Below are 22,564 nucleotides of genomic sequence, written 5' to 3' on the forward strand. Positions count from 1 at the left end.
GATTTCACCCATACGGCGGTCGCGGAACGGGCCCGGCGTGCCAACTACCTGCTCATCAGCGACATTTGCAGCACATCGGGTCGTCCAGCGCGTGTGCATTTGTTTTGACCGCAGCCCATGCGGTAGGTACGCTCTGACCTTGTGCCTGGGGTGTCCCTGGGCTCTTGTGCGTGCCGTCAGACCGCACGGGAGACCCGGAGCCGGACGGTTTCCGACCGGCCGGAAGACACCGAAATCTGCGTGATCCGCCGCTCCGCGGAGGTCTGCAGCCTTCGACACGCCCGACCGCGTGGGTCGGCCGACGTTCCAGGTTAGTTTTATCGTGATCGGCACACAGAAACCGGAGAAACGGTGCCTACGATCCAGCAGCTGGTCCGGAAGGGCCGGCAGGACAAGGTCGAGAAGAACAAGACGCCCGCACTCGAGGGTTCGCCCCAGCGCCGTGGCGTCTGCACGCGTGTGTTCACGACCACCCCGAAGAAGCCGAACTCGGCGCTCCGTAAGGTCGCGCGTGTGCGTCTGACCAGCGGCATCGAGGTCACCGCTTACATTCCGGGTGAGGGCCACAACCTGCAGGAGCACTCCATCGTGCTCGTGCGTGGCGGTCGTGTGAAGGACCTGCCGGGCGTTCGCTACAAGATCATCCGTGGCTCGCTCGACACCCAGGGCGTCAAGAACCGCAAGCAGGCTCGCAGCCGCTACGGCGCCAAGAAGGAGAAGTAAGAATGCCTCGTAAGGGCCCCGCCCCGAAGCGCCCGGTCATCGTCGACCCGGTCTACGGCTCTCCTCTGGTGACGTCCCTCATCAACAAGATCCTCCTGCACGGCAAGCGCTCCACCGCCGAGCGCATCGTGTACGGCGCCATGGAGGGTCTGCGCGAGAAGACCGGCAACGACCCGGTCATCACCCTCAAGCGCGCCCTCGAGAACGTGAAGCCGGCTCTCGAGGTCAAGTCCCGCCGCGTCGGTGGCGCCACCTACCAGGTGCCGGTCGAGGTCCGTCCGGGCCGCGCCAACACCCTGGCGCTCCGCTGGCTGGTCGGTTACTCCCGCGCCCGTCGCGAGAAGACCATGACCGAGCGCCTCATGAACGAGCTGCTGGACGCCTCGAACGGTCTCGGCGCCTCGGTCAAGAAGCGCGAGGACACGCACAAGATGGCCGAGTCCAACAAGGCCTTCGCGCACTACCGCTGGTAGTCGCAACCCCATCGAGAACCGAGAGAAGACTGAAGCCTTATGGCTACCACTTCGCTTGACCTGGCCAAGGTGCGCAACATCGGCATCATGGCCCACATCGACGCGGGCAAGACGACCACCACCGAGCGCATCCTCTTCTACACCGGTGTTTCCTACAAGATCGGTGAGGTCCACGACGGCGCTGCCACGATGGACTGGATGGAGCAGGAGCAGGAGCGCGGCATCACCATCACGTCCGCCGCGACGACCTGCCACTGGCCGCTCGAGAACGTCGATCACACGATCAACATCATCGACACCCCGGGTCACGTCGACTTCACCGTCGAGGTGGAGCGCTCCCTGCGCGTGCTCGACGGTGCCGTGACCGTGTTCGACGGTGTCGCCGGTGTCGAGCCGCAGTCCGAGACGGTGTGGCGTCAGGCCGACCGTTACGGCGTGCCGCGCATCTGCTTCGTCAACAAGCTGGACCGTACCGGTGCCGAGTTCCACCGCTGCGTCGACATGATCGTCGACCGCCTGGGTGCTCAGCCGCTGGTCATGCAGCTGCCGATCGGTGCCGAGGCGGACTTCAAGGGCGTCATCGACCTGGTCCGCATGAAGGCTCTGGTCTGGTCCGCCGAGGCCGCCAAGGGCGAGATGTACGACGTCGTCGACATCCCCGACACGCACGTTGAGGCCGCCGAGGAGTGGCACAACAAGCTGATCGAGGCCGTCGCCGAGAACGACGAAGAGGTCATGGAGCTCTTCCTCGAGGGCCAGGAGCCCTCCGAGGAGCAGCTGATGGCCGCGATCCGTCGCATCACCATCGAGTCCGGCCGCACCACCGAGGGCACCACGGTGACCCCGGTGTTCTGTGGCACCGCGTTCAAGAACAAGGGCGTCCAGCCCCTGCTCGACGCGGTCGTGCGCTACCTCCCGTCGCCGCTCGACATCGAGGCCATCGAGGGCCACGCGGTCAACAACGCCGACGAGGTCGTCAAGCGCAAGCCGAGCGACGAGGAGCCCCTCGCCGCGCTCGCGTTCAAGATCATGAGCGACCCGCACCTCGGCAAGCTCACCTTCGTCCGCGTGTACTCCGGCCGCCTGGAGTCGGGTTCTCAGGTGCAGAACTCGGTCAAGGGCAAGAAGGAGCGCATCGGCAAGATCTACCGCATGCACGCCAACAAGCGTGAGGAGATCGAGTCGGTGGGCGCCGGCGACATCGTCGCCGTCATGGGCCTGAAGCAGACCACCACCGGTGAGACGCTCTGCGACGCCGCCAGCCCGGTGATCCTCGAGTCCATGGACTTCCCGGCGCCGGTCATCCAGGTCGCCATCGAGCCCAAGTCCAAGGGCGACCAGGAGAAGCTGGGTGTCGCCATCCAGCGTCTGGCCGAGGAGGACCCGTCCTTCCAGGTCCACACGGACGAGGAGACGGGCCAGACCATCATCGCGGGTATGGGCGAGCTGCACCTCGAGGTGCTGGTCGACCGTATGAAGCGTGAGTTCAAGGTCGAGGCCAACGTCGGCAAGCCGCAGGTCGCGTACCGCGAGACGATCCGCAAGGCCGTCGAGCGCATCGACTACACGCACAAGAAGCAGACTGGTGGTTCCGGCCAGTTCGCCAAGGTGCAGATCGCGGTCGAGCCCCTCGAGGGCGACGGCTACGAGTTCGTCAACCAGGTCACCGGTGGCCGTATCCCGCGGGAGTACATCCCGTCCGTGGACGCGGGTTGCCAGGAGGCCATGGAGTTCGGTGTTCTGGCCGGCTACCCGCTGACCGGCGTCAAGGTGACGCTGCTCGACGGTGCCTACCACGACGTCGACTCCTCCGAGCTCGCGTTCAAGATCGCCGGTTCCATGGCGTTCAAGGAGGCGGCCCGCAAGGCGTCGCCCGCCCTGCTCGAGCCGATGATGGCCGTCGAGGTCACCACGCCCGAGGACTACATGGGTGACGTGATCGGCGACATCAACTCCCGCCGTGGCCAGATCCAGGCCATGGAGGACCGGGCCGGCGCCAAGGTCGTCAAGGGCCTGGTGCCGCTGTCGGAGATGTTCGGCTACGTCGGCGACCTCCGCAGCAAGACGTCGGGTCGCGCAAGCTACTCGATGCAGTTCGACTCCTACGCCGAGGTTCCGCGGAACGTCGCCGAGGAGATCATCGCGAAGGCCAAGGGCGAGTAAGGGACTCTCGTCTCCCCTGACGAGACCCACGCCGTAGGCTTGACACCGCCCCCGGGGCATATCGCGGCAAACCGAGAGGAATGCCGCGGCGTGCCCCGGTGGACGGCACCCCAGCAAAGATCCCTGGCGCCGACCGAATCAAGGCGTACAGAACCACTCCACAGGAGGACCCCAGTGGCGAAGGCGAAGTTCGAGCGGACTAAGCCGCACGTCAACATCGGCACCATCGGTCACGTCGACCACGGTAAGACCACTCTTACCGCGGCGATCACCAAGGTGCTGCACGACGCGTACCCGGACCTGAACCCCTTCACGCCGTTCGACGAGATCGACAAGGCGCCGGAGGAGCGTCAGCGCGGTATCACCATCTCCATCGCGCACGTCGAGTACCAGACCGAGTCGCGTCACTACGCCCACGTCGACTGCCCGGGTCACGCGGACTACATCAAGAACATGATCACCGGTGCCGCCCAGATGGACGGCGCGATCCTCGTGGTCGCCGCGACCGACGGTCCGATGCCGCAGACCAAGGAGCACGTGCTCCTGGCCCGCCAGTCCGGCGTTCCGTACATCGTCGTCGCCCTGAACAAGGCCGACATGGTGGACGACGAGGAGATCCTGGAGCTCGTCGAGCTCGAGGTCCGTGAGCTCCTCAACGAGTACGAGTTCGACGGCGACAACGCTCCGGTCGTCCAGGTCTCCGCGCTGAAGGCGCTGGAGGGCGACAAGGAGTGGGGCGAGAAGCTCCTCGGCCTGATGAAGGCTGTCGACGAGCACATCCCGCAGCCGGAGCGCGAGACCGACAAGCCGTTCCTGATGCCGATCGAGGACGTCTTCACGATCACCGGTCGTGGCACCGTCGTCACCGGCCGCATCGAGCGTGGTGTCCTGAAGGTCAACGAGACCGTTGACATCATCGGCATCAAGCAGGAGAAGACCACCACCACGGTCACCGGCATCGAGATGTTCCGCAAGCTCCTCGACGAGGGCCAGGCGGGCGAGAACGTCGGTCTGCTCCTCCGCGGCATCAAGCGCGAGGACGTCGAGCGCGGCCAGTGCATCATCAAGCCGGGTTCGGTCACCCCGCACACCGAGTTCGAGGCCAAGGCCTACATCCTCTCCAAGGACGAGGGTGGCCGCCACACGCCGTTCTTCAACAACTACCGTCCGCAGTTCTACTTCCGTACGACTGACGTGACCGGTGTTGTGACCCTCAAGGAGGGCACGGAGATGGTCATGCCCGGCGACAACGCCGACATGACCGTCCAGCTCATCCAGCCCGTCGCGATGGAGGAGAACCTCCGCTTCACCATCCGCGAGGGTGGCCGCACCGTCGGTGCCGGCCAGGTCACCAGGATCATCAAGTAATTGATGCTCGCGCTCTGACCTGAGCGAAACGGGCCCGCACATCTCACGATGTGCGGGCCCGTTCTCATGTCCGGGGTCCGGTTCAGCCCGTGTACGGCAGGATCTGCCGCAGCAGCCCCTTCGGGTGGCCCCGGCGCTGCCACTCCCGCGGGTAGCCGATCGACACCTCCTCGAACCGCACCCCGTCGTGCCAGGTCGTGCGCGGGATGTGCAGGTGCCCGTAGACCACCGCGGCCACGTTGAACCGCCGGTGCCAGTCCGCCGTGCGGACCGTGCCGCACCACTGGGCGAACTCCGGGTACCGCAGTACGTCGGTGGGCTCGCGGACGAGCGGGTAGTGGCCGGCCAGCACCAGCGGCACCGCCGGGTCGTGCGCGGCCAGCCGGGCCTCGGTGGCCGCCACCCGGGCCCGGCACCAGGCGTCGATGCCGGGGTACGGGTCGGGGTGCAGCAGGTACTCGTCGGTGCAGACGATGCCCGCCTCGTGGGCCTGGGCCAGCGACTGCTCCTTCGTCGCCGCCGTGGGCGTACGGAAGGTGTAGTCGTACAGCGTGAACAGCGGGGCCACCGCCACCGGGCCGCCCTCGCCCTCCCACACCGGCCAGGGGTCCTCGGGCGTGGCGATGCCGAGGCCGCGGCAGAGCTCCACCAGCCGGTCGTAGCGGTCGACGCCGCGCAGCTGCACCGGGTCGCTCTTCGGCGTCCACAGCTCGTGGTTGCCCGGCGTCCAGACGACCTTGGCGAACCGGCCGGCCAGCAGCTTCAGCGTCCGTTCGACGTCCTCGAAGTGCTCGGCCACGTCGCCCGCGACGATCAGCCAGTCCCCCTCCTCGCCGGGGCGCAGCGACTCGGCGAGGGCCACGTTGGCCGACATGCCGGTGTGCAGGTCGCTGACGGCCAGCAGGCGTCCGCCGGACGTGTTCGGTCGGTGCATCGGTCCCCCGGAGTGCGCTGTTCGAAGCTGTACGAAGGGTGGTGCGGATACGCAATCTACCCGTCCCCCGAGCGGATGATCATCGGTCGCCGTCCGTTGAGCAGGTCCCGGCCCAGGACGCTGAGCGTGTGATAGGCCCGGCCGCCGGTGCGGTGCGTGGTGATCAGGCCGGCGTCGCGCAGCACGGTCGCGTGGTGGCTGGCGGTGGCGATGGCGATGCGGACCCGGCGGGCCAGTTCGCTGGTGGTGCAGCCGCGGGCGGTGGCCTCCAGCACCTCGGCCCGGGTCCGGCCGAGCAGGGCGGCGAGCGGCGGCTCCTGCCGCGTACCGGCGGGGGCGTGCACGTCGAGCAGCCAGGCGGGGTCGTGCACGATCGGGTAGACCACGACCGGGGGCAGCTCGGGGTCGCGCAGGATCGTGGGGGCGCGCCAGCAGAAGAAGGAGGGTACGAGCCGGAGCCCGCGCCCCTCCAGATGGACGTCCTCGGTGGTGCCCGGTACGGCGACCTCCAGGACGGGCGGGTCCCAGCGGATGGCGGGGTGCAGGGTGTTGAGGACGTGCTCGCCGCCGTGGGCGAGGATCGCCTGGGACCGGGAGGCGCGGTCGGCGGCGATGTGCTCGCGGATCTTCTCCAGGTAGGGCGCGACGGCGGTGTCGTGGAAGGCCGTGATGCCGTCGCCGAGGGCGTGCAGGGCGGGCGCCTCGCCGTCGGCGAGGGCGCGGACGAAGCGTCCCTCGCGGCGCTCGGGGGCGAGCAGCTCCAGGTCGCGGAGCAGCTGCTGCCGGGGCAGCGACAGCATGGCGTCGAGGCCCTCGGTGAGCCCGGCGGCGCCCTCGGGCGGGGTGAGGAAGTCGGGGGAGTAGCCGCGGGGCGGTGCCAGGGTGAGCAGCCGGCGCATGGGCGGGGTGAGCCGGGGGCGGACCCGGTTGCGCCACTCGCTGAAGATCAGGGGGGCCTGCCCCGTCTGGACCATGTGGGCGGCCAGCAGCGTCTCCCACAGGATGTCGGGTTCCGCGGCCAGCCGGATGCGGCCAAGGTCGACGCTGGTGAAGTGAATGCGCACGTTCCTGCCCTGCCCTCTGGGGAGGGGCTTGAACGTCCGGATCCGGGGTCGTACCCGCGCGTGGGGGCTCGCGCGGACCCCGTGCGCCCCTGAGCCCCCGTGCGCCCCTGGGGCGTGTCCGGCGGGCCGGACCCGCGCCCTACGCCCCCTCGCCCGGCTCCGGCCGCCACAGCCAGGGGGCGGCGTCCGGGCCCAGGCCGACCGCGCACGGCCGGTGGTCGGCGTCGGCCAGCAGCGCGGGGCTGCCGACGGCGACGGTGGTGTCCGGCGCCTTGACGGGGGAGCCGCCGTCCTCGGCGTCGACGAGCTGGACGCGGCCGTCCAGGGCCCGGCCGAGGACCACGAGCGAGTCGCGGCCGCCGCGGCGCGGCACGGTGACGGCCTCCAGCGCGCCGTAGCCGGTGAAGGTGCGCAGGCCGGCGCCGGCGGTGGGCTCGGTGGCGTCGCTGTCGGGCCGCAGCCGGTGGGCGGCGGGCTCGGCGGTGGCCGGCGGGCGGTAGACGACGGTGAGCGCGCCGTCGTCGCCCAGGGCGGCGCCGACGCGGTCGCCGCCGGGGCCGGGCAGTCCCTTGAGCGGCATGTGCTGCACCGGCTTGCCCGGGTCGTCCTGGGACCAGTGGTGGACGGTGTCGCGGCCGGCGGCGAAGACGTGTACGCGCTGCTGCCGGTCCAGGGCGGCCGTGAGGCCCTCCTGGACCTCCTGGCCGTGCAGGCTGCGCCAGGGGCCCCAGTGGCCGTCGGGTTCGCGGATGCGGCTGGAGAGGCCCTTGCCGGCGTTGCGGACGAAGAGGTGGACGCGGCCGTCGGGGGTGGCGACGGCCACGGGCGGGCCCGTGCGCCGGCCGCGCTCGGCCTTGTGCTCGGGGTTGCCGAGGCCCTGCCAGGGCTTGAAGGCCCCGCCGGGGGTGCGCTGCTCCAGGACGACGATCTCGCGGCTGTTGGCGCGGCCCTGGCCCTCCAGGGCGGAGAAGCGCAGGCCGAACACGAGGTGGTGGCCCGCGGTGTCCTTGACGGCGGCCAGGGCGGGCGCGAGCGGCCCGCCGCCGAGGTTCTGCGGCTCGCCCCAGCGGCCGCTGCCGGGCCCGGTCTCCTGCCAGCGGACGGCCTGGAGGCCGAGCACGCCGTACGCCTCCAGGCGCCCGGTGCGGTCGGTGCCGGCGACGACGGCGGTGCCGGGGTACCGGGGGTGGGTGGAGCGGATCCAGCCCTTGCGGTTCTTCAGCGGGCGGTCGCCGCCCTGGCCGTAGTCGCCGCAGCCGGCGGCGTTGCCGCAGTTCCAGGAGGGGTGGCCGCCGTACGCCTCGACGAAACGGTGCTTCTCGGTGACCGTCTGCGGCGGGAGGTTGTGCGGCCAGCGCTGGTTGTAGTAGCCGCGGAAGGCGGCGACGGTGAAGCGGGGCGGGTGGCCCTCGCTGCGGGTGGTGTCGGCCACCCACTGGGACATCGCCTTCCAGGTGAAGAGGGCGGTGGGGGTGTGGTCGCGGTGGTCCGAGCACGCTCCGTAGTCGTTGTCCTTGGGGTGTGTGGCGTCGTGGACCTGGTAGTCGGGGTCGGGGTCCATCGTGTGGATCACGGTGGGCCGGTACCGGTCCATGATCGTGGCCAGCGCGTCGACCAGCGTGTCGTGCCGGTAGGTGGAGACGGTGGTGCAGGGGGAGCCGGTGGCGACCAGGGACTGCATCACGGCGTAGGGGCGGTCCCAGAGCTGGGGGAGCCGGGTGTTGCCGGCCGAGAGCATGGCGATGTTGAGGAAGATCAGCCGGGCGCTGCGCCGGCCGTCGGTGAGCTCGTTCGTCTCGGCCCGGACGCCGCCGGGGAGCTCCAGCACGGACTTCTTCCAGGGGGTGAACCGGTCCTTGCCGAGCAGCTCGGCGTAGGCCTGGCGCAGGCCCTGGTGGCGGGCGGAGGAGTAGCCGGGCTTGTCGGGCCTGCTGCGCGGCATGCCCTCGATCCAGTTCTGCCCGACGGCCTCGCCGGCGGTGACGTAGACGGAGACGACGGGGACGCCGGCCTCGACGAGGCGCAGGGCGTCGGGGTTCATGAAGTAGAGGTCGTCGTCCGGGTGGGCCATGACCTGGAGCAGCAGGGCGCCCTTGGCGGCGGCGAAGGACTGGGTGGCGTGCGGGTCGACGGCCCGGGTGCGGTCGGGCGGCGCGGCGGAGCCGCCGCCGGAGCCGCTGCTGCACCCGGCGGCCGTGACGGCCGTGGCGGCGACGGTACCCATCAGTACGGCCCGGCGTGACACGTTCCTGCGCTGTGTGATGTTCACCCCTACGACTCCGTCCCGTCGTGCGGCGCGCCGTTCCCGGCGGCCCCACCGTGACAGAGGACGGCTGAGCTCCGTACCGGGTTGCCCCGGACGGGACAAAGCCTGCTGGGGGGTGACGGCCGTGACGCCAGGTGTTCCAGGCTCTTCGCGACCATAGTGTCCCTTATGTCGGCGGGGTGGTTTGACAAGTGGGCCGGCCGGGGTACCGTCTTTGGCTTCGATTGGCGCCCGTTCGGACGCGTATGGCACACTGTTCAGGTTGCTCGGTTGAGTACCGATGCTGCGCGCCTCCCGCCGGGAGGACTGGAAGCGAGTCCCGCAGTACTCGTCACCCCTCATCAGGGGTGGAAGTACGGGAATCTTCCGGGAAGCGTGAGCGGGGTGCCAGCCAGGCACTCGGTGGGTGTCATCCCCCACAACCCCCTTCATCAGGGATCTCCTCCAGGGGAGAGCTGCTGGAAGGGGTGCGACACGCCCGACCGCGTGGGTCGGAGGTGGAGCGGGGAGGACAGCGCTTCGCGGCGCAGCCGGCCGAGTCCCAGAGCGTTACGAGAGACAGGACTACGAAGTAGCCATGGCGGGACAGAAGATCCGCATCCGGCTCAAGGCCTACGACCACGAGGTCATCGACTCCTCGGCGAAGAAGATCGTCGAGACGGTGACCCGCACGGGTGCGTCGGTCGCGGGCCCGGTGCCGCTGCCCACTGAGAAGAACGTGTACTGCGTCATCAAGTCGCCGCACAAGTACAAGGACTCGCGCGAGCACTTCGAGATGCGCACGCACAAGCGCCTCATCGACATTCTCGACCCCACGCCGAAGACGGTTGACTCGCTGATGCGTCTCGACCTGCCGGCCGGCGTCGACATCGAGATCAAGCTCTGAGGTGACGCGCGAGATGGCTAAGCAGATCAAGGGCATCCTGGGCGAGAAGCTCGGCATGACTCAGGTCTGGGACGAGAACAACCGTGTCGTTCCCGTGACCGTCGTCAAGGCCGGGCCCTGCATCGTCACCCAGGTCCGCACCAACGACACCGACGGCTACGAGTCGGTCCAGATCGCCTTCGGCGAGATCGACCCGCGCAAGGTGAACAAGCCCCTCAAGGGCCACTTCGCCAAGGCCGACGTGACCCCCCGCCGCCACCTGGTGGAGATCCGCACCGCGGACGCCTCCGAGTACACCCTCGGTCAGGAACTGACCGCCGAGGTGTTCGAGGCCGGCGTCAAGGTCGACGTCACCGGCAAGAGCAAGGGCAAGGGCTTCGCCGGTGTCATGAAGCGCCACAACTTCCGTGGCCTGGGCGCCGGACACGGCACCCAGCGCAAGCACCGCTCGCCCGGTTCCATCGGTGGCTGCGCCACCCCGGGCCGCGTGTTCAAGGGCCTCCGCATGGCTGGCCGCATGGGCAACGAGCGGGTCACCACCCAGAACCTGACCGTCCACGCCGTTGACGCGGAGAAGGGCCTGCTCCTCATCAAGGGTGCTGTCCCCGGTCCGAACGGCGGCCTCGTCCTGGTCCGTACCGCGGCCAAGGGGGCCTGAGGTAACCGATGAGCACCATTGACATCCTTTCGCCGGCGGGCGACAAGGCCGGGACCGTCGAGCTCCCCGCGGAGATCTTCGACGCCAAGGTCAGCATTCCGCTGATCCACCAGGTCGTCGTCGCGCAGCTGGCCGCTGCCCGCCAGGGCACGCACAAGACGAAGACCCGCGGCGAGGTCCGCGGCGGTGGCAAGAAGCCGTACCGCCAGAAGGGCACCGGCCGCGCCCGTCAGGGTTCGACCCGTGCGCCGCAGTTCGCCGGTGGTGGCGTCGTCCACGGCCCCGTGCCGCGTGACTACTCGCAGCGGACCCCGAAGAAGATGAAGGCCGCCGCCCTGCGTGGCGCCCTCACCGACCGGGCCCGCCACTCCCGCATCCACGTCGTTTCCGGCGTGGTCGAGGGTGCGATCTCCACGAAGGCCGCCAAGGCCCTCCTCGGCAAGATCTCCGAGCGCAAGAACGTGCTCCTGGTCGCCGAGCGCGCCGACGAGGCCGCGTGGCTGTCCGCCCGCAACCTGCCCCAGGTGCACATCCTGGAGCCGGGCCAGCTGAACACGTACGACGTGCTCGTCTCGGACGACGTGGTCTTCACCAAGGCCGCCTTCGAGTCCTTCGTGTCTGGCCCCAAGGCCGCCGAGACCGAAGGGAGCGACGCCTGATGACTGAGGCCGTTGCCACCAGCAAGACCTTCACGGACCCGCGCGACCTCCTGGTCAAGCCGGTTGTCTCCGAGAAGAGCTACGCGCTGCTGGACGAGAACAAGTACACGTTCATCGTCGACCCGCGCGCCAACAAGACCCAGATCAAGCAGGCCGTCGAGGCGGTCTTCTCGGTCAAGGTCACCGGGGTCAACACGATCAACCGTCAGGGTAAGCGCAAGCGCACCAAGACCGGTTTCGGCAAGCGCGCCAACACCAAGCGCGCCATCGTGACCCTCGCCGAGGGCGACCGTATCGACATCTTCGGCGGCCCGGTCTCCTAACGGAGTTCCGAGTCGTCCGATATCGGACGAGGACTGAGAAATGGGTATCCGCAAGTACAAGCCGACGACGCCGGGCCGCCGCGGCTCCTCCGTCGCCGACTTCGTCGAGATCACGCGGTCCACGCCGGAGAAGTCGCTGGTCCGCCCGCTGCACAGCAAGGGCGGTCGCAACAACGCCGGTCGCGTGACCGTTCGCCACCAGGGTGGTGGCCACAAGCGCGCCTACCGCGTGATCGACTTCCGTCGTCACGACAAGGACGGCGTGCCGGCCAAGGTCGCTCACATCGAGTACGACCCCAACCGCACCGCGCGCATCGCGCTCCTGCACTACGCGGACGGCGAGAAGCGCTACATCATCGCTCCGCGTGGCCTGAACCAGGGCGACCGGATCGAGAACGGCCCCACGGCCGACATCAAGCCCGGTAACAACCTGGCGCTGCGCAACATCCCGGTCGGTACGACCATCCACGCCATCGAGCTGCGTCCCGGCGGCGGCGCCAAGTTCGCCCGCTCCGCCGGTGCGTCCGTGCAGCTGCTGGCGAAGGAGGGCCAGATGGCCCACCTGCGCATGCCGTCCGGTGAGATCCGCCTGGTCGACGTCCGCTGCCGCGCCACTGTCGGCGAGGTCGGCAACGCCGAGCAGTCGAACATCAACTGGGGCAAGGCCGGCCGTATGCGCTGGAAGGGCGTCCGCCCGACCGTCCGCGGTGTGGCCATGAACCCTGTCGACCACCCGCACGGTGGTGGTGAGGGCAAGACCTCCGGTGGTCGTCACCCGGTGTCGCCGTGGGGTCAGAAGGAGGGTCGTACTCGTTCTCCCAAGAAGGCGAGCAACAAGTACATCGTCCGCCGCCGCAAGACGAACAAGAAGCGCTAGGAGCGGGTTTAGATGCCGCGTAGTCTCAAGAAGGGACCCTTCGTCGACGACCACCTCATCAAGAAGGTGGACGCTCAGAACGAAGCCGGTACCAAGAACGTCATCAAGACCTGGTCCCGTCGCTCCATGATCGTGCCGGCCATGCTCGGCCACACGCTCGCGGTGCACAACGGCAAGACCCACGTCCCGGTGTTCGTCACCGAGTCGATGGTCGGCCACAAGCTCGGCGAGTTTGCGCCGACCCGCACCTTCCGCGGCCACGTCAAGGAAGACCGGAAGTCGAAGCGCCGCTAATCGCGGGGTGTGAACGACTATGACTGACACCGAAGGGACAACCATGGAAGCCAGGGCCCAGGCGCGGTACATCCGCGTCACGCCCATGAAGGCCCGCCGAGTGGTGGACCTCATCCGTGGCATGAATGCCACGGAGGCTCAGGCGGTCCTGCGTTTCGCCCCGCAGGCCGCGAGCGTGCCGGTTGGCAAGGTGCTGGACAGCGCCATTGCCAACGCCGCGCACAACTACGACCACACCGACGTCGACTCTCTCTACGTCGCTGAGGCGTACGTCGACGAGGGCCCGACCCTGAAGCGGTTCCGTCCGCGTGCGCAGGGTCGCGCCTACCGGATCCGTAAGCGGACCAGCCACATCACCGTGGTCGTCGCCAGCAAGGAAGGAACCCGGTAATGGGCCAGAAGGTTAACCCGCACGGGTTCCGGCTCGGTGTGACCACGGACTTCAAGTCCCGCTGGTACGCCGACAAGCTGTACAAGGACTACGTCAAGGAAGACGTTGCCATTCGTCGCATGATGACGAAGGGCATGGAGCGGGCCGGCATCTCCAAGGTGGAGATCGAGCGCACCCGCGACCGCGTCCGCGTTGACATCCACACCGCCCGCCCGGGCATCGTCATCGGCCGCCGTGGCGCCGAGGCCGACCGCATCCGTGGCGAGCTGGAGAAGCTGACCGGCAAGCAGGTCCAGCTGAACATCCTCGAGGTCAAGAACCCCGAGGTCGACGCTCAGCTGGTGGCCCAGGCCGTCGCCGAGCAGCTGTCCTCCCGCGTCTCCTTCCGTCGCGCCATGCGCAAGAGCATGCAGTCGACGATGAAGGCCGGCGCCAAGGGCATCAAGATCCAGTGCGGTGGCCGTCTCGGCGGCGCCGAGATGTCCCGCTCGGAGTTCTACCGCGAGGGCCGTGTGCCCCTGCACACGCTCCGCGCGAACGTCGACTACGGCTTCTTCGAGGCCAAGACCACCTTCGGCCGCATCGGCGTGAAGGTCTGGATCTACAAGGGCGACGTCAAGAACATCGCCGAGGTCCGCGCCGAGAACGCCGCCGCCCGTGCGGGCAACCGCCCGTCGCGTGGCGCCGGCGACCGTCCGGCCCGTGGTGGCCGTGGCGGCGAGCGTGGCGGCCGCGGCCGCAAGCCGCAGCAGCAGAACGCCGAGGCCCCCAAGGCCGAGGCCACCGCTGCTCCGGCGGAGACCACCGGAACGGAGGCCTGACCGACATGCTGATCCCTCGCAGGGTCAAGCACCGCAAGCAGCACCACCCCAAGCGGAACGGCATGGCCAAGGGTGGCACCGAGCTGGCGTTCGGTGAGTACGGCATCCAGGCCCTGACCCCGGCCTACGTGACGAACCGGCAGATCGAGTCCGCTCGTATCGCCATGACCCGTCACATCAAGCGTGGCGGCAAGGTGTGGATCAACATCTACCCGGACCGTCCGCTCACGAAGAAGCCGGCCGAGACCCGCATGGGTTCCGGTAAGGGTTCCCCGGAGTGGTGGGTCGCGAACGTCAAGCCCGGCCGGGTGATGTTCGAGCTGTCCTTCCCGAACGAGAAGGTTGCGCGTGAGGCGCTCACCCGAGCCGCCCACAAGCTTCCGATGAAGTGCCGGATCGTCCGGCGCGAGGCAGGTGAGTCGTGATGGCCGCCGGTACCAAGGCGTCCGAGCTGCGCGAGCTGAACAACGAGGACCTCGTTGCCAAGCTGCGTGAGGCCAAGGAGGAGCTGTTCAACCTCCGCTTCCAGGCGGCGACCGGACAGCTCGAGAACCACGGCCGGCTGAAGGCCGTCCGCAAGGACATCGCCCGGATCTACACCCTGATGCGGGAGCGCGAGCTCGGCATCGAGACGGTGGAGAGCGCCTGATGAGCGAGAAGAACATGACTGAGAAGCAGGAGCGTGGCTTCCGCAAGGTCCGCGAGGGCCTGGTCGTCAGCGACAAGATGGACAAGACCGTCGTCGTCGCCGTCGAGGACCGTGTGAAGCACGCGCTGTACGGCAAGGTCATCCGCCGTACGAACAAGCTCAAGGCGCACGACGAGCAGAATGCTGCCGGCGTCGGTGACCGCGTCCTCCTCATGGAGACCCGGCCGCTGTCCGCCACCAAGCGCTGGCGCGTCGTCGAGATCCTCGAGAAGGCCAAGTAATTCCTGGGGGGAATTCCTCCCCCCGGGCCAGTTCCGCCAGGCTCGGCGAGGGGCCCCAGCTTCCGGCTGAGGCCCCCGCCGGGAACCGGCAGACAATCAGGAGATAGACGTGATCCAGCAGGAGTCGCGACTGCGCGTCGCCGACAACACTGGTGCCAAGGAGATCCTTTGCATCCGTGTTCTCGGTGGCTCGGGTCGCCGCTACGCGGGCATCGGTGACGTCATCGTCGCCACCGTCAAGGACGCGATCCCCGGTGGCAACGTGAAGAAGGGTGACGTCGTCAAGGCCGTCATCGTTCGCACCGTCAAGGAGCGCCGCCGTCCGGACGGCTCGTACATCCGCTTCGACGAGAACGCGGCCGTCATCCTCAAGAACGACGGTGACCCCCGTGGCACCCGCATCTTCGGCCCCGTGGGCCGGGAGCTGCGCGAGAAGAAGTTCATGAAGATCGTCTCGCTCGCGCCGGAGGTGCTGTAACCGATGAAGATCAAGAAGGGCGACCTGGTCCAGGTCATCACCGGTAAGGACAAGGGCAAGCAGGGCAAGGTCATCGCGGCCTTCCCCCGTGAGGACCGTGTCCTGGTCGAGGGTGTCAACCGGGTCAAGAAGCACACCAAGGCCGGCCAGACGGCCCGCGGTTCGCAGACCGGCGGCATCGTCACGACCGAGGCCCCCATCCACGTGAGCAACGTTCAGCTCGTCGTGGAGAAGGACGGCAAGAAGGTCGTCACCCGCGTCGGCTACCGCTTCGACGAGGCCGGCAACAAGATCCGCGTTGCCAAGCGGACCGGTGAGGACATCTGATGACTGCCACCACCAACGCACCGCGCCTCAAGCAGCGCTACCGCGAGGAGATCGTGGGCAAGCTGCGTGACGAGTTCCAGTACGAGAACGTCATGCAGGTGCCCGGCCTCGTCAAGATCGTGGTCAACATGGGTGTGGGCGACGCCGCCCGCGACTCCAAGCTGATCGAGGGCGCCATCCGCGACCTCACCACGATCACCGGTCAGAAGCCGGCCGTCACCAAGGCCCGCAAGTCCATCGCGCAGTTCAAGCTGCGTGAGGGCCAGCCGATCGGTGCCCACGTCACCCTCCGTGGCGACCGCATGTGGGAGTTCCTGGACCGCACCCTGTCGCTCGCGCTGCCGCGCATCCGCGACTTCCGTGGTCTGTCCCCCAAGCAGTTCGACGGCCGGGGCAACTACACCTTCGGTCTCACGGAGCAGGTCATGTTCCACGAGATCGACCAGGACAAGATCGACCGGGTCCGGGGCATGGACATCACTGTGGTGACCACGGCTTCCAACGACGACGAGGGCCGCGCCCTCCTTCGTCACCTCGGCTTCCCGTTCAAGGAGAACTGACCGTGGCGAAGAAGTCTCTGATTGCCAAGGCCGCGCGCAAGCCGAAGTTCGCCGTTCGCGCGTACACCCGCTGCAACCGCTGCGGTCGGCCGCACTCCGTCTACCGCAAGTTCGGCCTGTGCCGCGTGTGCCTCCGTGAGATGGCTCACCGTGGCGAGCTGCCGGGCGTGACCAAGAGCTCCTGGTAACAACCCAGTTGGGTTGACCAGGACTCTCGGTAAGCAATCTGGTTGGCGGGGCCCCACCCCGAGGCTCACGTAGAGTTGAAGGGTTGGGCCCCCGCCGCCCAATTCGTCTTACTACGCCGTAGGTCCCCGCGCCGCACCCGTCCCGACCCAGTTCGGGGAGAGGGATGGCGCAGATAGGAAACCCCGGCGAGAGAGGCCGAAGGCCAAACATGACCATGACCGATCCGATCGCAGACATGCTGACTCGTCTGCGGAACGCGAACTCGGCATACCACGACCGTGTGGCGATGCCGGCGAGCAAGATCAAGTCGCACATCGCGGAGATCCTCAAGCAGGAGGGTTACATCGCGGACTGGAAGGTCGAGGACGCCGAGGTCGGCAAGAGCCTCGTCATCGACCTGAAGTTCGGTCCGAACCGCGAGCGCTCGATCGCCGGTATCAAGCGGATTTCCAAGCCGGGCCTGCGGGTCTACGCAAAGTCCACCAACCTGCCGAAGGTTCTCGGCGGCCTGGGCGTGGCGATCATCTCCACGTCGCACGGTCTGCTCACCGGCCAGCAGGCGCAGAAGAAGGGCGTGGGTGGGGAAGTCCTCGCCTACGTCTGGTAACGGGAACAGGAGGTAAGGCTATGTCGCGTATTGGCAAGCAGCCCGTCCAGGTTCCCGCCGGCGTGGACGTCACCATCGATGGCCGTACGGTCCAGGTGAAGGGCCCCAAGGGTTCCCTCTCCCACACCGTCGCCGCCCCCATCGAGGTCGCCAAGGCTGAGGACGGCGCCATCGTCGTCACCCGCCCGAACGACGAGCGGCAGAACAAGGCCCTGCACGGTCTGTCCCGCACGCTGGTGGCGAACATGATCACCGGCGTGACCCAGGGCTACGTGAAGAAGCTCGAGATCAGCGGTGTCGGTTACCGCGTTGTCGCCAAGGGCTCGAACCTCGAGTTCTCCCTCGGCTACAGCCACCCGGTCCTGATCGAGGCGCCCGAGGGCATCACCTTCAAGGTGGAGTCCCCGACCAAGTTCTCGGTCGAGGGCATCGACAAGCAGAAGGTCGGCGAGGTCGCCGCGAACATCCGCAAGCTGCGGAAGCCCGACCCGTACAAGGCCAAGGGCGTCAAGTACGAGGGCGAAGTCATCCGCCGCAAGGTCGGAAAGGCGGGTAAGTAAGCCATGGCATTCGGTGTGAAGATCGCGAAGGGCGATGCCTACAAGCGCGCCGCCGCCAAGCGTCGCCACATCCGCGTCCGCAAGAAGGTCTCGGGCACCGCTGAGCGTCCGCGCCTCGTCGTGACGCGCTCCAACCGCCACATGGTCGCGCAGGTCATCGACGACATCCAGGGTCACACCCTGGCGTCGGCGTCGACCCTGGACGCCTCCATCCGCGGTGGCGAGGGCGACAAGAGCGCCCAGGCCAAGCAGGTCGGCGCCCTGGTCGCCGAGCGTGCCAAGGCCGCGGGCGTCGAGGCCGTCGTGTTCGACCGTGGTGGCAACAAGTACGCCGGCCGCATCGCGGCCCTGGCGGACGCCGCCCGCGAGGCCGGGCTCAAGTTCTGAGCCGGTTCCGTAGCTAGCGGACAAAGAGAGAGGTAAATCCAATGGCTGGACCCCAGCGCCGCGGTGGCGGCGCCGGTGGCGGCGAGCGGCGGGACCGGAAGGGCCGTGACGGTGGCGCTGCCGCCGAGAAGACCGCGTACGTTGAGCGCGTTGTCGCGATCAACCGCGTCGCCAAGGTTGTGAAGGGTGGTCGTCGCTTCAGCTTCACCGCGCTCGTCGTGGTGGGTGACGGTGACGGCACCGTGGGTGTCGGTTACGGCAAGGCCAAGGAAGTTCCCGCGGCCATCGCCAAGGGCGTGGAGGAGGCGAAGAAGAACTTCTTCCGCATTCCGCGCATCGCGGGCACCATCCCGCACCCCGTCCAGGGTGAGAAGGCTGCCGGCGTCGTGCTCCTGAAGCCCGCGTCCCCGGGTACCGGTGTTATCGCCGGTGGTCCGGTGCGTGCGGTGCTCGAGTGCGCCGGCGTCCACGACATCCTGTCGAAGTCGCTCGGTTCTTCGAACCCGATCAACATCGTGCACGCCACGGTGGAGGCCCTCAAGGGACTGTCCCGTCCCGAGGAGATCGCCGCCCGTCGTGGTCTGCCGCTCGAGGACGTCGCCCCCGCCGCTCTGCTGCGGGCGCGTGCCGCAGGGGTGAGCGCGTAATGGCTCGCCTCAAGGTCACGCAGGTCAAGTCCTACATCGGCAGCAAGCAGAACCACCGTGACACCCTGCGTTCGCTCGGTCTGAAGAAGATCAACGACGTGGTTGTCAAGGAGGACCGCCCCGAGATCCGCGGCATGGTGCACACCGTCCGCCACCTCGTGACGGTCGAGGAGGTCGACTGACATGGCGGAGAACAACCCGCTGAAGGTCCACAACCTCCGTCCCGCCCCGGGTGCCAAGACCGCCAAGACCCGTGTCGGTCGTGGTGAGGCGTCGAAGGGTAAGACGGCCGGCCGTGGTACCAAGGGCACGAAGGCCCGTTACCAGGTTCCGGAGCGCTTCGAGGGTGGCCAGATGCCCCTCCACATGCGCCTCCCGAAGCTGAAGGGCTTCAAGAACCCCGCCCACAAGCAGTTCCAGGTCGTGAACCTGGACAAGCTGGCCGCGCTCTACCCGCAGGGTGGCGAGGTCACGGTGGCCGACCTGGTCGCCAAGGGCGCGGTGCGCAAGAACGAGCTCGTCAAGGTCCTTGGCCAGGGCGAGATCTCCGTGGCGCTGCAGGTGACGGTGGACGCCGTCTCCGGCTCCGCCAAGGAGAAGATCGCCGCCGCGGGCGGCACCGTCACCGAGCTCGTCTGAGCTCGCTGACCGGACGACCGGGGATGTCCCAAAAGGGGCATCCCCGGTTGGTCGTTCCAAGGGGGGCACGGTCGCCGGTAAGGTGGCGTGCACTGTTAACCTTCGCGCGGCCTGCGCCGCCGCGGATTTTGACCGATACACATTCGTCGAACCTCAAGACCGTCACCTCTCACGTGGCTGCGTGGGAGGCGCAGGAGGCACCGTGCTCACCGCGTTCGCCCGGGCGTTCAGGACGCCCGACCTGCGCAAGAAGCTGCTGTTCACGCTGGGCATCATGGTGCTCTTCCGGCTCGGGGCACATGTCCCGGTGCCGGGTGTCGACTACCGCAATGTCCAGACGTGCATGGACCAGTCCAAGAGTGGGCAGGGCCTTTTCGGCCTCGTGAACATGTTCAGCGGTGGTGCGCTGCTGCAGATCACGATCTTCGCCCTCGGAATCATGCCGTACATCACGGCGAGCATCATCCTGCAGCTGCTCACCGTCGTGATTCCCCGGCTGGAGGCCCTCAAGAAGGAGGGCCAGACCGGCCAGGCCAAGATCACGCAGTACACGCGCTACCTGACCGTCGCCCTGGCCGTGCTGCAGGGCACCGGCCTCGTGGCCACCGCGCGCAGCGGTGCGCTCTTCGGCAACTGCACGGTCGGCAACCAGATCGTCCCGAACCAGTCGATCTTCACCACGATCGTCATGGTCATCACGATGACCGCCGGTACCTCGCTGATCATGTGGCTCGGTGAGCTGATCACCGACCGCGGCATCGGCAACGGCATGTCGATCCTGATGTTCACCTCCATCGCCGCCGGCTTCCCCGGCGCCCTGTGGGCCATCAAGCTCCAGGGCAAGCTGATGGGCGGCTGGCTGGAGTTCGGCCTGGTGATCCTCTGCGGTCTGGCGATGGTGGCCCTCGTCGTCTTCGTCGAGCAGGCCCAGCGCCGCATCCCGGTCCAGTACGCGAAGCGCATGATCGGCCGCCGGTCCTACGGCGGCACCTCCACCTACATCCCGCTGAAGGTCAACCAGGCCGGTGTGATCCCGGTCATCTTCGCCTCGTCGCTGCTCTACATCCCGGCGCTGCTCGTGCAGTTCACCGGGTCGAAGGCCGGCTGGGCCCAGTGGATCCAGGCCAACCTGGTCAAGGGTGACCACCCGATCTACATGGTCACGTACTTCCTGCTGATCGTGTTCTTCGCCTTCTTCTACGTCGCCATCTCCTTCAACCCCGAAGAAGTTGCCGACAATATGAAGAAGTATGGTGGTTTCATCCCGGGCATCCGGGCTGGTCGCCCCACGGCCGAGTACCTGAGCTACGTGCTGAACCGCATCACGTGGCCCGGGTCGCTCTACCTGGGACTGATCGCGCTGGTGCCCACCGTGGCTCTGGTCACACTGAACGCAAACCAGAACTTCCCGTTCGGGGGAACCAGCATCCTGATCATCGTGGGTGTCGGTCTGGAGACTGTGAAGCAGATCGAAAGCCAGCTTCAGCAGCGCAACTACGAAGGGTTCCTCCGCTGATGCGAATCGTCCTCGTCGGGCCGCCCGGCGCCGGCAAGGGTACGCAGGCCGCGTACCTCGCCAAGAACCTCGCGATCCCGCACATCTCCACGGGCGACCTCTTCCGGGCGAACATCAGCCAGGGCACGCCGCTGGGCCAGAAGGCCCAGGAGTACATGCGCGCCGGCCAGCTGGTGCCGGACGAGGTCACCATCGGGATGGCCAAGGACCGCATGCACCAGGAGGACGCCGGCCACGGCTTCCTGCTGGACGGCTTCCCGCGCAACCTGGCCCAGGCCAAGGCGCTGGACGAGATCCTCGACACCGACGGCCTGAAGCTCGACGCCGTCCTGGACCTGGAGGTCCCGGAGGACGAGGTGGTCAAGCGGATCGCCGGCCGCCGGATGTGCCGTCAGGACAGCAGCCACATCTTCCACGTGATCTACAACCCGCCGGCCGCGGAGGGCGTCTGCGACGTCTGCGGCGGCGAGCTGTACCAGCGCGAGGACGACAGCGAGGACACCGTCCGCAAGCGGCTCGAGGTCTACCACAGCGAGACCGAGCCGATCATCGACTACTACAAGGCCCAGGGCCTCGTGGTGACGATCTCCGCCCTCGGCAAGGTCGCCGAGGTCACCGAGCGCGCCATGGCCGCGCTCCGGCGCGACGCGGCCTGACCGCACGCCCACCGCTCCCACCACGGCCGCGATGCCCGCCCGGGCATCGCGGCCGTAGTGTTGTTCCACGTGCCGGCGGGCGGCCCCCCGCGGCGCGCCCCCGACCGGAAACACCGAGGAAGGCAGTCCCCATGGTCGAGATCAAGACCCCCGAACAGATCGCCAAGATGCGTGAGGCCGGGCTGGTCGTCGCGGCCATCCACGCGGCCACCAAGGAGGCCGCCGTCCCCGGGGCCACCACCAAGGACCTGGACGACGTGGCCCGCAAGGTGCTCGCCGAGCACGGCGCGAAGTCCAACTTCCTCGGCTACGGCGGCTTCCCCGCCACGATCTGCACCTCCGTGAACGACGTCGTGGTGCACGGCATCCCGGACACGGACACCGTCCTCCGGGACGGCGACATCATCTCGATCGACGCCGGGGCCATCGTCGACGGCTGGCACGCCGACGCCGCCTTCACCGCCTTCGTGGGCGGCGGCCACTCCCAGGAGCTGCACGAGCTCTCCCGGGTGACCGAGGAGTCGATGTGGGCCGGCATCGCCGCCGTGAAGAACGGCAACCGCCTGGTCGACATCTCCAAGGCCATCGAGGGCTACATCCGCCGCCAGCCCCGCCCCGCGAGCGGCCGGTACGGGATCATCGAGGACTACGGCGGCCACGGCATCGGCTCCGAGATGCACATGGACCCGCACCTGCTGAACTACGTCTCCCGCAAGCGCGGCAAGGGCCCCCGCCTGGTCCCCGGCTTCTGTATCGCCATCGAGCCCATGGTCAGCCTCGGCACGCCCCGTACGCACGTGCTGGAGGACGACTGGACCGTCAAGACGGACGACTACACCTGGTCCAGCCACTGGGAGCACTCCGTCGCCCTGACGGAGCAGGGCCCGCTGGTGCTCACCGCGGTCGACGGCGGCCGGGCCAAGCTGGCCCAGTACGGCATCACCGCTGCTCCCGACCCGCTGGCGTAGTGGCCCCGGGAACCGGTGCGACGCCCGGGCCCGATGCGGCCGGACGGGTTCCGCTTAAGGATCTTCGCCACCGGGCAGGACCCTGGATTAGTCTTTCCGGTTCCCCTGACGTAGACTGATGCGTCGGCTCTCGTATATCCGCATGTCCGCGTCCATACGGGGGTGCGAAACGGAGTCGATCAAGGTAGCCGATTCGAAAG

The 22,564-nt window shown here is 68.0% G+C and carries 31 protein-coding genes; 28 read left to right on the forward strand and 3 right to left on the reverse strand.

Annotation, left to right across the window (positions count from 1 at the left end; genetic code table 11):
- The first annotated feature begins 351 nt into the window (after positions 1 to 351).
- From rpsL to tuf, 4 genes are all read left to right on the forward strand, one after another.
- Positions 352 to 723: a 30S ribosomal protein S12 gene (gene rpsL / locus IE305_RS21485; protein WP_003948652.1), complete on the forward strand. Its 372-nt coding sequence runs from the start codon at positions 352 to 354 to the stop codon at positions 721 to 723.
- 2 nt (positions 724 to 725) lie between these two features.
- Complete coding sequence (rpsG, locus tag IE305_RS21490; RefSeq protein WP_190131313.1) at positions 726 to 1,196, forward strand: 30S ribosomal protein S7; 471 nt, start codon at positions 726 to 728, stop codon at positions 1,194 to 1,196.
- Between the two features lie 39 nt (positions 1,197 to 1,235).
- A complete protein-coding gene (fusA, locus tag IE305_RS21495; protein ID WP_190131314.1) occupies positions 1,236 to 3,359 on the forward strand; it encodes an elongation factor G in 2,124 nt (707 codons plus the stop codon).
- 174 nt (positions 3,360 to 3,533) lie between these two features.
- Positions 3,534 to 4,727, forward strand: a complete 1,194-nt coding sequence (gene tuf, locus IE305_RS21500) for an elongation factor Tu (protein ID WP_190131315.1) — start codon at positions 3,534 to 3,536, stop codon at positions 4,725 to 4,727.
- An 82-nt stretch (positions 4,728 to 4,809) separates the two neighbouring features.
- Here the strand turns inward: tuf and IE305_RS21505 are convergent, their stop codons facing one another.
- From IE305_RS21505 to IE305_RS21515, 3 genes are all read right to left on the reverse strand, one after another.
- Complete coding sequence (locus IE305_RS21505) at positions 4,810 to 5,661, reverse strand: metallophosphoesterase family protein (RefSeq protein ID WP_190131316.1); 852 nt, start codon at positions 5,659 to 5,661, stop codon at positions 4,810 to 4,812.
- 56 nt (positions 5,662 to 5,717) lie between these two features.
- Positions 5,718 to 6,725: an ArsR/SmtB family transcription factor gene (locus IE305_RS21510; RefSeq protein WP_229891308.1), complete on the reverse strand. Its 1,008-nt coding sequence runs from the start codon at positions 6,723 to 6,725 to the stop codon at positions 5,718 to 5,720.
- A gap of 139 nt (positions 6,726 to 6,864) precedes the next feature.
- Positions 6,865 to 8,994, reverse strand: coding sequence for a PIG-L family deacetylase (locus IE305_RS21515; protein WP_308440266.1), 2,130 nt, complete (start codon positions 8,992 to 8,994; stop codon positions 6,865 to 6,867).
- 574 nt (positions 8,995 to 9,568) lie between these two features.
- Between IE305_RS21515 and rpsJ the strand changes: the two genes are divergently transcribed.
- The 24 genes from rpsJ to map all read left to right on the forward strand — a co-directional run bounded on the left by rpsJ (position 9,569) and on the right by map (position 22,364).
- Complete coding sequence (gene rpsJ, locus IE305_RS21520; RefSeq protein ID WP_003948644.1) at positions 9,569 to 9,877, forward strand: 30S ribosomal protein S10; 309 nt, start codon at positions 9,569 to 9,571, stop codon at positions 9,875 to 9,877.
- A 13-nt stretch (positions 9,878 to 9,890) separates the two neighbouring features.
- Positions 9,891 to 10,535, forward strand: a complete 645-nt coding sequence (gene rplC, locus IE305_RS21525; protein ID WP_190131317.1) for a 50S ribosomal protein L3 — start codon at positions 9,891 to 9,893, stop codon at positions 10,533 to 10,535.
- 8 nt (positions 10,536 to 10,543) lie between these two features.
- Positions 10,544 to 11,194: a 50S ribosomal protein L4 gene (rplD, locus tag IE305_RS21530; RefSeq protein ID WP_190131318.1), complete on the forward strand. Its 651-nt coding sequence runs from the start codon at positions 10,544 to 10,546 to the stop codon at positions 11,192 to 11,194.
- Entirely contained in the window at positions 11,194 to 11,517 is a 324-nt protein-coding gene (rplW, locus tag IE305_RS21535) for a 50S ribosomal protein L23 (RefSeq protein ID WP_190131319.1), read from the forward strand. Before rplD ends, rplW begins: the two co-directional genes overlap by 1 nt.
- A 40-nt stretch (positions 11,518 to 11,557) precedes the next feature.
- Positions 11,558 to 12,394, forward strand: a complete 837-nt coding sequence (gene rplB, locus IE305_RS21540) for a 50S ribosomal protein L2 (RefSeq protein WP_121801995.1) — start codon at positions 11,558 to 11,560, stop codon at positions 12,392 to 12,394.
- Positions 12,395 to 12,406: 12 nt separating this feature from the next.
- Complete coding sequence (rpsS, locus tag IE305_RS21545; RefSeq protein WP_049718670.1) at positions 12,407 to 12,688, forward strand: 30S ribosomal protein S19; 282 nt, start codon at positions 12,407 to 12,409, stop codon at positions 12,686 to 12,688.
- A gap of 43 nt (positions 12,689 to 12,731) precedes the next feature.
- On the forward strand, positions 12,732 to 13,079 hold the full coding sequence (gene rplV, locus IE305_RS21550) for a 50S ribosomal protein L22 (RefSeq protein ID WP_190131440.1): 348 nt from the start codon (positions 12,732 to 12,734) through the stop codon (positions 13,077 to 13,079).
- On the forward strand, positions 13,079 to 13,900 hold the full coding sequence (gene rpsC / locus IE305_RS21555) for a 30S ribosomal protein S3 (protein ID WP_190131320.1): 822 nt from the start codon (positions 13,079 to 13,081) through the stop codon (positions 13,898 to 13,900). The genes rplV and rpsC overlap by 1 nt, the downstream gene beginning before the upstream one ends.
- Before the next feature lie 5 nt (positions 13,901 to 13,905).
- Entirely contained in the window at positions 13,906 to 14,325 is a 420-nt protein-coding gene (rplP, locus tag IE305_RS21560) for a 50S ribosomal protein L16 (RefSeq protein ID WP_004950450.1), read from the forward strand.
- Entirely contained in the window at positions 14,325 to 14,549 is a 225-nt protein-coding gene (gene rpmC / locus IE305_RS21565) for a 50S ribosomal protein L29 (RefSeq protein WP_065963002.1), read from the forward strand. Before rplP ends, rpmC begins: the two co-directional genes overlap by 1 nt.
- Entirely contained in the window at positions 14,549 to 14,830 is a 282-nt protein-coding gene (gene rpsQ / locus IE305_RS21570) for a 30S ribosomal protein S17 (RefSeq protein WP_190131321.1), read from the forward strand. The genes rpmC and rpsQ overlap by 1 nt, the downstream gene beginning before the upstream one ends.
- A gap of 109 nt (positions 14,831 to 14,939) precedes the next feature.
- A complete protein-coding gene (rplN, locus tag IE305_RS21575) occupies positions 14,940 to 15,308 on the forward strand; it encodes a 50S ribosomal protein L14 (RefSeq protein WP_087927567.1) in 369 nt (122 codons plus the stop codon).
- A 3-nt stretch (positions 15,309 to 15,311) separates the two neighbouring features.
- The gene (gene rplX / locus IE305_RS21580) at positions 15,312 to 15,635 is read left to right on the forward strand and encodes a 50S ribosomal protein L24 (RefSeq protein ID WP_190131322.1); all 324 of its coding nucleotides are present in this window, start codon (positions 15,312 to 15,314) and stop codon (positions 15,633 to 15,635) included.
- Positions 15,635 to 16,195, forward strand: coding sequence for a 50S ribosomal protein L5 (rplE, locus tag IE305_RS21585; RefSeq protein WP_190131323.1), 561 nt, complete (start codon positions 15,635 to 15,637; stop codon positions 16,193 to 16,195). The genes rplX and rplE overlap by 1 nt, the downstream gene beginning before the upstream one ends.
- Positions 16,196 to 16,197: 2 nt before the next feature.
- A complete protein-coding gene (locus tag IE305_RS21590; RefSeq protein WP_071964550.1) occupies positions 16,198 to 16,383 on the forward strand; it encodes a type Z 30S ribosomal protein S14 in 186 nt (61 codons plus the stop codon).
- 209 nt (positions 16,384 to 16,592) lie between these two features.
- Positions 16,593 to 16,991, forward strand: a complete 399-nt coding sequence (rpsH, locus tag IE305_RS21595; protein ID WP_190131324.1) for a 30S ribosomal protein S8 — start codon at positions 16,593 to 16,595, stop codon at positions 16,989 to 16,991.
- 20 nt (positions 16,992 to 17,011) lie between these two features.
- Positions 17,012 to 17,551 carry a 50S ribosomal protein L6 gene (rplF, locus tag IE305_RS21600; protein WP_190131325.1) on the forward strand — a complete coding sequence of 180 codons (540 nt, stop codon included), beginning with the start codon at positions 17,012 to 17,014 and terminating at the stop codon, positions 17,549 to 17,551.
- A gap of 3 nt (positions 17,552 to 17,554) precedes the next feature.
- The gene (rplR, locus tag IE305_RS21605; RefSeq protein WP_190131326.1) at positions 17,555 to 17,938 is read left to right on the forward strand and encodes a 50S ribosomal protein L18; all 384 of its coding nucleotides are present in this window, start codon (positions 17,555 to 17,557) and stop codon (positions 17,936 to 17,938) included.
- Between the two features lie 41 nt (positions 17,939 to 17,979).
- Positions 17,980 to 18,585, forward strand: a complete 606-nt coding sequence (gene rpsE / locus IE305_RS21610) for a 30S ribosomal protein S5 (protein WP_190131327.1) — start codon at positions 17,980 to 17,982, stop codon at positions 18,583 to 18,585.
- On the forward strand, positions 18,585 to 18,767 hold the full coding sequence (gene rpmD / locus IE305_RS21615; protein WP_099199427.1) for a 50S ribosomal protein L30: 183 nt from the start codon (positions 18,585 to 18,587) through the stop codon (positions 18,765 to 18,767). Before rpsE ends, rpmD begins: the two co-directional genes overlap by 1 nt.
- A 1-nt stretch (position 18,768) precedes the next feature.
- Positions 18,769 to 19,224 carry a 50S ribosomal protein L15 gene (gene rplO, locus IE305_RS21620; RefSeq protein ID WP_190131328.1) on the forward strand — a complete coding sequence of 152 codons (456 nt, stop codon included), beginning with the start codon at positions 18,769 to 18,771 and terminating at the stop codon, positions 19,222 to 19,224.
- A gap of 202 nt (positions 19,225 to 19,426) precedes the next feature.
- On the forward strand, positions 19,427 to 20,740 hold the full coding sequence (secY, locus tag IE305_RS21625) for a preprotein translocase subunit SecY (RefSeq protein WP_190131329.1): 1,314 nt from the start codon (positions 19,427 to 19,429) through the stop codon (positions 20,738 to 20,740).
- Complete coding sequence (locus IE305_RS21630) at positions 20,740 to 21,396, forward strand: adenylate kinase (protein ID WP_190131330.1); 657 nt, start codon at positions 20,740 to 20,742, stop codon at positions 21,394 to 21,396. The genes secY and IE305_RS21630 overlap by 1 nt, the downstream gene beginning before the upstream one ends.
- A 131-nt stretch (positions 21,397 to 21,527) precedes the next feature.
- Positions 21,528 to 22,364, forward strand: a complete 837-nt coding sequence (map, locus tag IE305_RS21635; protein WP_190131331.1) for a type I methionyl aminopeptidase — start codon at positions 21,528 to 21,530, stop codon at positions 22,362 to 22,364.
- The last annotated feature ends 200 nt before the right edge of the window (positions 22,365 to 22,564 follow it).

The sequence above is a fragment of the Streptomyces mashuensis genome, from assembly GCF_014654785.1.
Taxonomy (GTDB): Bacteria; Actinomycetota; Actinomycetes; order Streptomycetales; family Streptomycetaceae; genus Streptomyces; species Streptomyces mashuensis.